Annotated in this window: 10 protein-coding genes; 1 reads left to right on the top strand and 9 read right to left on the bottom strand. The window is 43.6% G+C overall.

Annotated elements, in window-relative coordinates; genetic code table 11:
* Nucleotides 1-88 precede the first annotated feature (88 nt).
* Entirely contained in the window at nucleotides 89-1,615 is a 1,527-nt protein-coding gene (gene glpK / locus ACIPUA_RS15080) for a glycerol kinase GlpK (protein WP_042846678.1), read from the bottom strand.
* 3 nt (nucleotides 1,616-1,618) lie between these two features.
* Nucleotides 1,619-2,479, bottom strand: a complete 861-nt coding sequence (locus ACIPUA_RS15075; protein WP_042846677.1) for an MIP/aquaporin family protein — start codon at nucleotides 2,477-2,479, stop codon at nucleotides 1,619-1,621.
* 304 nt (nucleotides 2,480-2,783) lie between these two features.
* Here ACIPUA_RS15075 and zapB point away from each other — a divergent pair, with 304 nt between their 5' ends.
* Complete coding sequence (zapB, locus tag ACIPUA_RS15070) at nucleotides 2,784-3,023, top strand: cell division protein ZapB (protein ID WP_042846676.1); 240 nt, start codon at nucleotides 2,784-2,786, stop codon at nucleotides 3,021-3,023.
* A gap of 1,207 nt (nucleotides 3,024-4,230) precedes the next feature.
* On the opposite strand, the gene rraA is transcribed toward zapB, so the two are convergent.
* The 7 genes from rraA to priA form a co-directional block, all read right to left on the bottom strand.
* On the bottom strand, nucleotides 4,231-4,755 hold the full coding sequence (gene rraA, locus ACIPUA_RS15065) for a ribonuclease E activity regulator RraA (protein ID WP_042846675.1): 525 nt from the start codon (nucleotides 4,753-4,755) through the stop codon (nucleotides 4,231-4,233).
* A gap of 119 nt (nucleotides 4,756-4,874) precedes the next feature.
* Entirely contained in the window at nucleotides 4,875-5,795 is a 921-nt protein-coding gene (locus tag ACIPUA_RS15060; protein WP_042846674.1) for a 1,4-dihydroxy-2-naphthoate polyprenyltransferase, read from the bottom strand.
* A 324-nt stretch (nucleotides 5,796-6,119) separates the two neighbouring features.
* Nucleotides 6,120-7,454 carry an HslU--HslV peptidase ATPase subunit gene (gene hslU, locus ACIPUA_RS15055; protein ID WP_042846673.1) on the bottom strand — a complete coding sequence of 445 codons (1,335 nt, stop codon included), beginning with the start codon at nucleotides 7,452-7,454 and terminating at the stop codon, nucleotides 6,120-6,122.
* A gap of 11 nt (nucleotides 7,455-7,465) precedes the next feature.
* Entirely contained in the window at nucleotides 7,466-7,996 is a 531-nt protein-coding gene (hslV, locus tag ACIPUA_RS15050; RefSeq protein ID WP_004265304.1) for an ATP-dependent protease subunit HslV, read from the bottom strand.
* Nucleotides 7,997-8,164: 168 nt separating this feature from the next.
* Complete coding sequence (gene ftsN, locus ACIPUA_RS15045) at nucleotides 8,165-8,974, bottom strand: cell division protein FtsN (RefSeq protein ID WP_042846672.1); 810 nt, start codon at nucleotides 8,972-8,974, stop codon at nucleotides 8,165-8,167.
* 329 nt (nucleotides 8,975-9,303) lie between these two features.
* The gene (gene cytR, locus ACIPUA_RS15040) at nucleotides 9,304-10,332 is read right to left on the bottom strand and encodes a DNA-binding transcriptional regulator CytR (protein WP_042846671.1); all 1,029 of its coding nucleotides are present in this window, start codon (nucleotides 10,330-10,332) and stop codon (nucleotides 9,304-9,306) included.
* Between the two features lie 271 nt (nucleotides 10,333-10,603).
* The gene (priA, locus tag ACIPUA_RS15035; RefSeq protein ID WP_042846670.1) at nucleotides 10,604-12,802 is read right to left on the bottom strand and encodes a primosomal protein N'; all 2,199 of its coding nucleotides are present in this window, start codon (nucleotides 12,800-12,802) and stop codon (nucleotides 10,604-10,606) included.
* Nucleotides 12,803-12,939 lie beyond the last annotated feature (137 nt).

Raw genomic sequence — 12,939 nt, 5'->3', positions numbered from 1 at the left:
TTTACTGGCAAACACAATATATCAGTTAATCGTTTAAGGCAGTGCCGAAGCACCGCCTTAAAAAACAATAAAGTGTTAGTGGCAATAATTAACCACGGTCTTCCCACTCTTGAGCTCGTGCTACTGCTTTTTTCCACCCTTCATATTTGAAATTACGTTCTGTCGTTTCAATACCAGGCTTAAAGACACGCTCAATAGTCGCTTTGCTTTGTAGTTCATCAAGGTCATTCCAGAAACCAACGGCTAACCCTGCAAGATAAGCAGCACCTAATGCTGTACTTTCACGAACTTCTGGGCGTTCAACAGGGGTCCCGAGAATATCCGCTTGAAATTGCATTAGGAAGTTATTGGCGACAGCACCACCGTCAACACGTAGTGCTTTTAAACGTTCGCCAGAGTCTGCTTGCATTGCGTCAAGTACGTCACGAGTCTGGTAGGCGATAGATTCTAGCGTTGCGCGAATAATGTGATTACGGTTAGCACCACGGGTTAAGCCAAAAATTGCTCCTCGCGCATAAGGGTCCCAATAAGGGGCTCCTAACCCTGTAAAAGCAGGAACGACATAGACACCATTACTGTCTTTCACTTTAGTGGCAAAATATTCGGAGTCAGTCGCTTCATCGATTAATTTTAGCTCGTCGCGTAGCCATTGAATGGAAGCGCCCCCGACGAAAACCGCACCTTCAAGTGCATAGTTCACTTCACCTTTCGGACCACATCCTATGGTCGTTAGTAAGCCGTGATTAGAGCGTACCGCGGTTTCTCCGGTATTTAACAGCAAGAAACAGCCTGTTCCATAGGTATTTTTCGCCATGCCAGGCTTGACGCACAGTTGGCCGTACAGCGCCGCCTGTTGGTCACCCGCCATTCCTGAAATTGGGATACGCGTTCCACCTTTCCCCCCAATATTGGTTTGGCCATAAACCTCTGATGATGGACGAACCTCTGGGAGCATGGCGCGTGGAATATTTAGGGCTTTAAGAATTTTATCATCCCATTCTAGGTTGCGGATATTAAACATCATAGTACGGGATGCGTTGGTATAGTCGGTGACGTGGACACGGCCTTGTGTCATTTTCCAAACTAGCCATGTGTCAACGGTTCCAAACAGTAATTCCCCTTTTTCTGCGCGTTCACGAGCCCCTTCTACGTTGTCTAAAATCCATTTAACTTTTGTGCCGGAAAAGTAAGGGTCAACGACAAGGCCTGTGTTTTGGCGAATATATTCTTCTAGATCACGGTCATTTTGTTTGAGATGAGTACAAAAGTCAGCTGTGCGGCGGCATTGCCATACAATCGCATTATAAACAGGCTTACCTGTTGCTTTCTCCCAGACAATAGTCGTTTCTCGTTGATTAGTAATGCCAATCCCAGCGACTTCATCAGTTCGGATATCTGCTTTGGCAAGAACTTCAACTAAGGTCGAACTTTGTGATGCCCAAATTTCCATAGGGTCATGTTCTACCCAGCCTGGCTTAGGATAAATTTGTGTGAATTCACGTTGTGAAATACTAATAATATTTGCATCGTGGTCGAGTACAACCGCTCGTGAACTGGTTGTGCCTTGGTCAAGTGCGACAATATATTTTTTCGCAATAGTGGTTTCTGTCGTCATAATTTAAGCCTGTTCCGAAGATTTGGTGTTTTTAACGGATAACTTTTCTGTTTTGGTCTCTTCTTCACATACCATGCACGGTAGGTGGCGACCAATAAGTTTACGATAGGCGAATGCCCCTAGCAGACCACCAACAATAGGTGCTGTCAATGGTACAAGAAAATACGGTATATCACGGCCACCTGTGAGCGCGATGTCACCCCAGCCTGCAAGATAAGCCACAACTTTCGGCCCAAAATCGCGAGCAGGGTTGAGGGCGAACCCTGTTAGTGCACCAAATGAACCGCCGATAACTGCGATTAAAATACCAATTAATAGTGGAGCAAGTGGGCCACGAGGTACGCCATTACCATCATCAGTTAGCGCCATAATTAAACACACTAAGATGGCAGCAATAACCACTTCAATGAAGAAGGCATGAGGAACGCTGATTTGTGGTGCAGGGTAGGTAGAGAATACCCCTGCGGTAAATAAGCTTTCTTGTGTACCCCTAATAATATGGTGAACTTGGTCGTAATCGAAAAAAACGGGGGAATACATAGAGTAGACTAATGCTGCTGCAAAGAAGCCACCTAGCATTTGTGCGATGATATAAGGGATCACTTTGCGCTTATCAAAACAAGCGAATAGCCATAGTGCAAGGGTCACCGCAGGGTTTAAGTGAGCACCTGAGGTTCCCGCTGTAAGATAAACGGCTAAGGCAACACCGAAGCCCCAGATAATACTGATTTCCCAGAGACCAAGTTGCGCCCCTGCAATCCTAACTGCGGCAACACAGCCTAAACCGAAAAATACTAGCAGTGCAGTGCCTAAAAACTCTGAGATACACTGACCAGTGAGTGATGTAGTCGTCATTTGGCTCATATGTTTCTATCCTACGAAAATGAAAATTATTGTAATGTTTTTTTAGTTAAGACTTTCTAATCGAAAATCATTAGCTGTAAATTTATCGTTAAAGAACATAAACGAGAAATATCGAAATTGAAAAATGTGTGTTACATCACTAAAGCGAAAGAAAACAACCAAAAATAGTGACGAGTTCGACCTTTATGGTGTGATCTGACCAGTATTTTTTATCAATGGTTATTAGTATTCAGATGGAAGGAACTGGACACAGGGGATCATGCTACTTACAATCGTGTAAAAGCAGATAAGGGAGACCTAACAAATGTCATTTGAAGTATTTGAGAAACTCGAGTCCAAAGTTCAACAAGCGATTGATACAATCACGTTGTTACAAATGGAAATTGATGAATTAAAAGATAAAAATGGTGCACTAAGCCAAGAACTAGAAACGACAAAGTCAGGTACTGAGTCTTTAGTGAGAGAAAATGAACAACTCAAACAAGAGCAGCAAGCATGGCAGGAAAGGTTGCGTACTTTGTTAGGGAAGATGGAAGAAGTGTAATTTCTCGTCATACTTCGCGTTGTAGGGGTGTTGGCTTCGTCTCTTCGCCCTAGTCACATACTTATGTATGCTCCTAGGGTCTTATCGACTTTGCCGCCTACCTACAACACGAATTATTTAGAGAAACGTTCGTCATACCTTGCGTTGTAGGGGTGTTGGCTTCGTCTCTTCGCCCTAGTCACATACTTATGTATGCTCCTAGGGTCTTATCGACTTTGCCGCCTACCTACAACACGAATTATTTAGAGAAACGTTCGTCATACCTTGCGTTGTAGGGGTGTTGGCTTCGTCTCTTCGCCCTAGTCACATACTTATGTATGCTCCTAGGGTCTTATCGACTTTGCCGCCTACCTACAACACGAATTATTTAGTGTAATTTCTCGTCATACTTCGCGTTGTAGGGGTGTTGGCTTCGTCTCTTCGCCCTAGTCACATACTTATGTATGCTCCTAGGGTCTTATCGACTTTGCCGCCTACCTACAACACGAATTATTTAGAGAAACGTTCGTCATACCTTGCGTTGTAGGGGTGTTGGCTTCGTCTCTTCGCCCTAGTCACATACTTATGTATGCTCCTAGGGTCTTATCGACTTTGCCGCCTACCTACAACACGAATTATTTAGAGAAACGTTCGTCATACCTTGCGTTGTAGGGGTGTTGGCTTCGTCTCTTCGCCCTAGTCACATACTTATGTATGCTCCTAGGGTCTTATCGACTTTGCCGCCTGCCTACAACACGAATTATTTAGAGAAACTTTCGTCATACTTCGCGTTGTAGGGGTGTTGGCTTCGTCTCTTCGCCCTAGTCACATACTTATGTATGCTCCTAGGGTCTTATCGACTTTGCCGCCTGCCTATAACACGAATTATTTAGAGAAACTTTCGTCATACCTTGCGTTGTAGGGTGTTGGCTTCATCTCTTTGCTCTAGTCACATACTTATGTATGCTCCTAGGGTCTTATCGACTTTGCCGCCTACCTACAACACGAATTATTTAGAGAAACTTTCGTCATACCTTGCGTTGTAGGGTGTTGGCTTCATCTCTTTGCTCTAGTCACATACTTATGTATGCTCTTAGAGTCTTATCGACTTTGCCGCCTACCTACAACACGAATTATTTAGAGAAACTTTCGTCATACCTTGCGTTGTAGAGTATAAAAATAAGGGCTGCAATAATTTGCAGCCCTTATTTTTAGAATTTTTAACGGATTATGCGTCGATATTGTCATCTTCGATAAAACCGTCGTTCTCAGACGAGGTTAATGGCTCTTCAGAAAGAATAATGCCGGTATTATCCGCATACAGATAGTCACCAGAGAAGAAGGTGACGCCACCAAAATTGACGCGGACATCACTTTCACCAATGCCCTCATCAGGGCAACCTGCTGGCATAGCGGCAATAGCTTGGATGCCAAGGTCAAGTTCCATTAGTGCATCGACTTGGCGAACCGCGCCATAAATCACAATGCCTTCCCAATGGTTGTCAACAGCAAGCCTTGCTACTTCGGCGTCAATAAGCGCTTTACGGACAGAGCCACCGCCATCAACTAGCAGAATACGGCCGGTACCGTCTTCTTCCAGCAAATCATACAGTAGGCCGTTATCTTCAAAGCACTTAACTGTAATGATTTGACCGCCAAATGAAGTACGCCCACCAAAGTTGGAGAAAAGAGGTTCTACCACATTAACGCTTTCTTGGTATATATCGCAGAGTTCGGAAGTATCATAATTCATAGGATTTAGGTCTTTTTTGCTGCAAGAGGTAGCCAGTATATCCCTTTTGAACAGTACTTGGCAAAGTTACCCGCCTAAAAATAGGCGGGAAAAGTCAAAAAATAGGCAAATAATGATGATTACTTGCTCATCACCACGCCAATAGAGAATAACACGTTGGTGATCAGTGCCGCTTTTACCATATTTTCAAGTAAAGGGCGCATACCTTCTGGTGTGGGGTCGCTAAGAACACGGCGTAAATGGTTCATCAATACTGGCACCGCAAGTAAGAATAGCCAGCCACTCCAACCTTGTAAGTAAATCAGGTTGAAAAACACTAAACATAAAATGGCAACGATAATAATAATTGCGTGGTAAATGCGTGCACCCTGCGGCCCTAAACGCACAGCTAATGTATTTTTACCTGCTTTGATATCATTTTCGATATCACGCATATTATTAATGTTTAATACGGCAACTGATAGCAACCCGCAAGCTGTGGCGGGTAACAGGGTGATGATATTGAAACTATTTGCCTGTAAGTAGTAAGTCCCAATCACGCTTAGCCAGCCAAAGAAGATGAGTACCGATATATCCCCCAGCCCTAAATAGCCATAGGGTTTTTTACCAACAGTGTAGGTAATGGCCGCAACGATGGCAATTAACCCTAGGGCTACGAAACCGATAGCATCTTCGGGTTTTTCACACGCGACAATAATTAACAGTAACCCAGAAATACAGGCCGCCGTAATATTGATTTTTAACGCTTTTTTCATGTCAGCTTGCGTGATAACGCCTTTTTGCATACCACGTAGTGGGCCAATACGCTCTTCGGTATCAGAACCTTTTACAGCATCACCATAATCATTGGCAAGGTTAGATAAAATCTGTAATAGTCCAGCGGTAATAAGGGCTAAAAGCGCCACAGGCCATTTAAAGTTGCCTGTTAAATAGGTTAGAGCGGAGCCTGTGACAATCGCAATCACCCCGAGAGGGAGGGTTTTGGGGCGTAGGCTTTCAATCCAAGCTTGTTTACGGCTTATTGTATTTGGTGAGTTCATTTAATTACTTCACAGGTTCATACTTGTCATATTTCAAATTGTAGTGATCTTGGCTGTACTTTATTGCTTTAGTCACATACTCGTATAGGTTACTTGCTATATTCCAGCTACTTTAGTCACATCGGGCTGATGTTATTTTGGTTTTCTACAATCTGAATTATTTAAAGTCGTGTTCTTAAAAATTTAACTAGCCTATCGCAATGATAAATATTGTTGAATTTCAAAGCAGTAGGATTAATATTTCATAGAAAAAAGTGCAGCGATAAAAGCTGCACTTTAGTCGATGTATATTAAGGATACATGAAAACCTGATAATTAATAAGATTATAAAATAAATCTACTCAGGTCTTCGTCAGCAACCAGTTCGTCTAAGTGTTGTTTGACGTACTCAGCATCGATTTGGATAGTTTGGCCATTACGGTCGCTTGCATCGAAAGAAATATCTTCCATTAAACGTTCAAGTACCGTGTGCAGACGACGAGCACCAATGTTTTCAGTTGACTCATTCACTTGCCATGCTGATTCTGCAATTTTACGGATACCGTCTGCTGTAAATTCAATATTGACGCCTTCAGTTGCCATTAGCGCTTTATATTGCTCAGTTAAGGAGGCATTTGGTTCTGTCAAAATGCGGACAAAATCTTCAGTGGTCAGTGCTTGCAGTTCAACGCGAATAGGTAGACGACCTTGCAGTTCAGGGATTAGATCTGATGGGCTAGATACTTGGAATGCACCTGATGCAATAAAGAGAATGTGGTCGGTTTTTACCATACCGTGCTTAGTCGAAATGGTACAGCCTTCGATTAATGGTAATAAGTCACGCTGAACCCCTTCACGGGATACGTCTGGACCTGAGCTTTGACCGCCACGTTTACAGATTTTGTCGAATTCATCGATAAACACGATACCGTTTTGCTCTACGGCTTCAATAGCTTGTTCTTTTAGCTCTTCTGGGTTAACTAATTTAGCGGCTTCTTCTTCCACTAATAGTTTAAACGCCTCTTTGATTTTCATCTTACGAGGCTTTTGTTTTTGACCCGCTAAATTTTGGAACATGGATTGTAACTGGTTAGTCATTTCTTCCATGCCCGGAGGCGCCATGATCTCAACCCCCATTGGGGTGGCCGCAACTTCAATCTCAATTTCTTTATCGTCTAACTGGCCTTCACGTAATTTTTTACGGAATGTTTGACGCGCAGGTGATTGTTCATCAGTGGGTTCAGATTGACCCCAATTGTTTTTTGCAGGTGGGATCAACACATCTAAAATACGCTCTTCGGCCATTTCTTCTGCACGATAGCGGTTTTTTTCGATAGATTGTAAACGCACCATTTTGACGGCAGAATCAGTCAAATCACGAATAATAGAGTCAACTTCTTTACCCACATAACCGACTTCTGTAAATTTTGTCGCTTCAACTTTGATAAACGGTGCATTCGCTAATTTTGCTAAGCGGCGAGCAATTTCAGTTTTACCTACCCCTGTTGGGCCAATCATCAGAATATTTTTTGGGGTAACTTCATGGCGTAACACTTCATTTAACTGCATACGGCGCCAGCGGTTACGCAGAGCAATTGCTACAGAGCGTTTGGCTTTGTTTTGGCCAATAATATGATTGTCGAGTTCGCTGACAATTTCGCGTGGAGTCATTTCGGACATGCTAGCAATCCTTATGATTTTGAAGAAATTTCTTCAAAGTTGACATTGTGGTTGGTGTAAATACAGATGTCGCCAGCAATGGCGAGTGCTTTTTCGGCAATTTCTTTTGCGCTCAAGTCTGTATTTTCTAACAGTGCACGTGCTGCTGATTGCGCGTATGGACCACCGGAACCTATGGCAATTAAGTCATTTTCAGGTTGTACCACGTCACCATTACCCGTAATGATAAGCGAGGTGTGTTCATCTGCGACAGCGAGCAACGCTTCTAGCTTGCGTAGCATACGGTCTGTACGCCAATCTTTTGCAAGCTCAACGGCCGCTTTAGTTAAATGGCCTTGGTGCAGTTCGAGTTTACGCTCAAACAGTTCAAAAAGTGTGAATGCATCTGCGGTGCCACCGGCAAATCCGGCAATGACTTTGTCATTGTATAAGCGGCGAACTTTGCGGACATTGCCTTTCATGACGGTATTACCCATCGTCGCCTGTCCATCACCACCAATTACGACCTGGCCATTACGGCGAACACTTACGATTGTTGTCATGAGTTAGCCCCTGGTTTTATTACAAAAAGAATGCAGCTGGTTTTAATTTCCAAAAGATAAAATTCAAGTGGTAGCTGTTTAATTAGCTAGCACTTGAATTGTGTTGAAGATAAAAACAACCGCTCATGAGTACATTAAAACAGTACATGGGGTGGGAGGTTAGGATTTTCAACCCCCTGAAGCACGAAGAATGCAACCTGATACACCGACACCTGCTGCTCGGTCACGCATTTTCTCTGCGGTTGACTTGGAATAAGGGCCTAATACGATACGGTGCCAGCCACCGCCACTAGAGATACGGCTTTCAATACCTGAAAAGGCGAGTGTTGCTTGTACCGACTCTGCTTGTTCTGCTGTACGGAATGACCCGCATTGAACTAACATATTTTGCAGATTATTCGCTGGTTTTTTATCCGGTACATTTTGTGACGATGAGGGCGGTGCCGCTGGTCGAGATTCTACTTTCGGTTCGTTATTCACAACAGGCTTACGTTGAACTGGCTCTATAGGTTGAGCCGGTTCATTGATAATGACCTGAGACCGCGGCACTGGTTTACCGTTAGCAGGGATTTCTTGTAAGTTAGTTACCGGTTGGCGCCGGTCAGAATCGATTTGCTCTAATAATTGACGTTGTTCAGGTGTTAAATCTGATGGACGCAGAATATTAGTACCGGTATTAGGCTGCTGAGAGCTTGGTATATCAACACCGCGGCGCTCGAGTTCTTTAATATAGCGCCAGCGCTCTTCAGGTTTGGGCGGAAGTGTGCTGCCCGTAGGTGCAGTTGGTACGACAGATTGTGGTGGTAGGGTATCCTTTTTATTTTGGGTGATATAAAACAGGCCACCAACGAATAGCACGACAATCACCACAGCAACGACCAAAGTAGTCATTGGCAGTCCCTGTGCTTTTTTCGATTTACCTTTGCCTTTTTTACGAGCGGATGAGCGCCCTCGAGCTACATAATCTTTTTGTGCCACGCTATTAATTCACTAATTATTAATTGTTGTCGTCATTTGGCTTAACATGTTACTTAACCTGAGTGGCTTTGACTAGGGGCTGTTCATCTTTGCTGATGATTTTTACAGCGCGTTTTGGTGTTAAAACCAGCTACATGGTTAGGTTTAGTACAACCATGCTCGGTAAGCTACATAATTCAGAAAAATAGACCTTCGGGTTCGATTAAATGTAATTTTTCTCTGTGTTAAGCACTTCTTGCCTAGGTGACTGTGACTAGACGGTGAATCGCTCGCCTTGAGCAAAATACATTTAATACGAATAAAAATGTACCATTAAAGTTCAATAACCCCTAGCTTTTAGGCGCTTTTGTACTCTCTCTAATGATTAAATCAGAATCTAGGAGACGAGACCCTGGGGTGACATTGTTACCGTGGATCTGTTCTAGTAACAGTTGCATAGCATGATGGCCGATTTCAGTACGCGGTTGGTCGATAGTCGTTAATGCGGGTAAAGTGTATTTTGCTTGTTCTAAGTTATCAAAACCAACGAAAGAAAGGTCATCTGGGAGTTGTAACCCCATTTTCTTCGCTTGCCACATAGCCCCTATGGCCATGATATCACTGTGACAAAAAACGGCAGTTGGGGGTTCAGGAAGTGAAAGTAACGTTTTCATGGCTTCTGCGCCACCTTCGTGCGTAAAATCGCCGCGAATAATATAGTTTTCGCGTAACTTTTCGCCAGTACGCAACATCGCCTTTTTATAACCTTCTAACCGATACTCACTCAACGGCATATGAGAGGGACCTGCGATACAAGCAATCAGCCGGTGGCCTTGCTTTTGTAGGTAATGGGTCGCGTTAAATGCTGCCGTAAGGTTATCAATATGAACGGTAGGGAGCTTTAATTCAGGGGCAAACTCATTCGCCATAACAATTGGCGGTAGGTTTTTTTGTTCTTCAGTGGAGACATCAAAGGGGATATTAGAGCCGAGTAATACCATACCATCGATTTGTTTGGTAATAATCAGGTTAATAAAGGCATTTTCTTGTTTTTGTTGATGTTTGCAATCACCAATTAGCACAAAATAGCCTTCTTGTGCTGCAATTTCTTCGATACCACAAACCACGTCGCTAAAGAAAGGGTCACGGATATTCGGAACGAGTACAAGAATAGTTTTTGATTCATTGCGCTTATAACTTCTAGCAAGGTTGTGGGGGTAATAGCCAACATCCATCACGGCTTGCTCGACCTTTTGCCTTGTCTGCAAAGAAACCTTTTCTGGGTTCATCAAGGTTCTAGAGACTGTCGCTGTCGAAACGCCCGCAGCACTGGCAACGTCTTTCATTGTTGCCGTATTATTGTGTTTTTTACTTTCCACAACGCCTTCCTTAGATTGATTTAATCGTTTGCTTTTTTTTGAATGGCGAAAGCACGTCATTATTTATGATTAGAAGTTATTCTAATTGGTTTCACAATAATATCTGTTACCTAGTTTGCATAAAAAGTGTGACTTACGTCATTTTTTAGAGCTGCTTCGCAAATTTAAAAAAAATTTGAGAGGAAATTCCTAAAAATCGGCTGTTGAAACACAGAGATATCTAGAGATACTTTGTTCATGAGTATTCAAATTATTAATTTAAGGAATGAGGTTAGCAATCAGTCGGGTCGACGTCCACATTCCATTTTACTTTACGGCTTTCTGGCTGCTGAAGGATTTCAGGCAGTAGTTTTGCCATAAATTGCTGCAAATATAACCGTGAAGGGTGTTGGAGCAATAATTGCCAGCGGAATCGTCCACCTCGTTTGGCTTGAATCGACGGCGATGGCCCTAAAATCCACAGTTTAGCGTCACTTTGCGGGTGCTCTGCGATATATTGCCGTACATTTTGCAAAAAAAGGCGTGAATCTTGGTTATTGTGATCTTCGGAGCGGATCAAAATATGGTTAGTGTAAGGTGGTAACATGGCGATACGGCGCTCTTCCATTGCCTCTTTTGTGAAAGCGTCATAGCCGTTTTCAAGTAAATTGAGTAGCAGAGGGTGCTCTGGGTGGTGAGTCTGTAAAAAAACGTCCCCTTGCTTACCAGCTCGACCCGCACGGCCTGAAACTTGTACATATAATTGGGCAAAACGCTCAGCTGCACGAAAGTCACTCGAAAATAGTGCGCCGTCAACGTCTAATAGCGCGACTAAGGTAACATCTGGAAAATGGTGGCCCTTAGCTAACATTTGCGTGCCGATAAGGACCCTTGCCCCACCTTCGTGAACTTGGTTTAAATGTTGCTCAAGTTCGCCTTTACGACTAGTAGTATCACGGTCAATACGGGTCACTGGCGTGTCAGGGAAAAGCTCCGATATCCCCTCTTCAAGTTGCTCTGTTCCCATACCTACGGGCACCAAGTGGGTTGACCCACATTGTGGGCATTGGCGAGGGATCGGGCGTTGGCTGTCGCAGTGATGACAACGTAATTGGTGAAAATTCTGATGTAAGGTGTAGTAATGATCACAGCGTTGGCACTCGGCAATCCAGCCACATTCATGGCAAATCAGTGCCGGGGAATAGCCCCGACGATTTAAAAATAAAATCACCTGATTATTTTTCGCTAAATGTTCTTTAATATGTTGGATTAGTAAGTGTGATAGGCCATATTTTAAGGGTTGGCCTTTTAAGTCAATTAGATGTTGTACTGCAGGGTGAGCATTCCCAGCCCGAATAGTGAGGTTTAATTGACGATACTTATTTTGTTGAACATTAAAAAGGGTTTCCAGTGACGGTGTTGCGGTCCCCATCACAATCGGAATATTATTTTTTTTGGCGCGAAAGACCGCGAGGTCTCGAGCATGGTAACGCCAGCCATCCTGTTGCTTATAAGAGCTATCATGCTCTTCATCGATAATGATGATGCCTAAGTGGGCAAATGGGGTAAATAGGGCAGAACGAGTGCCAATAATAATTGCATTTTGCCCTTGTTTAGCTCGTAGCCAAACGGCTAAACGTTCACTGTCATTTAACCCCGAATGTAGAACATCTACAGGGGCATTGAAACGCTCACGAAAACGGCTAATGGTTTGTGGGGTTAAGCCAATTTCGGGAACGAGAACTAAAGCCTGTTTACCTTGGGAAAGCACATTTTCTAATACGCTTAAATAGACCTCTGTTTTACCGGAACCTGTGATCCCAGCAAGCAGCCATGGTGAGAACTCGTCATCTTGTGCACGGATCGCTCCGACCGCGGTGGCCTGTTCGCTGTTAAGGCGTAGCCTTTCGCCACATATTGTAAAGTTAGGTTGCCATTTTTCCGCAGTAGGCTGAACAGGGTGTAGTTCTATATAGCTTTTCTTTTTTAAGGCTTGTAAGGCACTTTCGCTGATTTCAAGTTCATTGACCTGATGGCGATACACAGACCGGCGACGTAAAAGGGCGAGTGCTTGCTGCTGCTTAGGTGAACGTTTTAGCTCATTAAGGTCAACCGCAAGGCCTAACTCAGTAACTTGCCATTGCCAAATAGGGGTGAATTCTGCGGCTTTACCTTGGCGCAGTAATGTCGGTAGGGCGTGGAAAAGAACCTCACCAATTGGGTAATGGTAATATTGGGCAGACCATAATAATAATTGCCAAACATCGTCAGGAAATAGAGTTTGCTGGTCAAGAACCAGTTCGATAGCTTTGAGCTTGTCTTCAGCAAATTCACTTTTATCGCTATGTTTAACCACAACCCCCAGTGCTTGGCGCTTGCCAAACGGCACCATGACACGGCTCCCAATGACGGGAAGCGCCATGTTATCAGGGAGGCGATAATCAAATGTGCGATTTAAAGGAACAGGTAATGCCACCTGAACGACGATCATAGCTGGATTTCCGTCTGTTTTTTATGCGATGATAATAATAAGAGCGGACTAGAGTAACACAAAATTTACTCGGTTTTCATTGCGTGATAAACAGAATTTCTGTATGATCCGCCGCCTTTGGTAGTTATTTTTGCCAA

The sequence above is a fragment of the Providencia sp. AGC89 genome (assembly GCF_053543535.1).
This window is presented reverse-complemented; position numbering and strand designations above follow the sequence as displayed.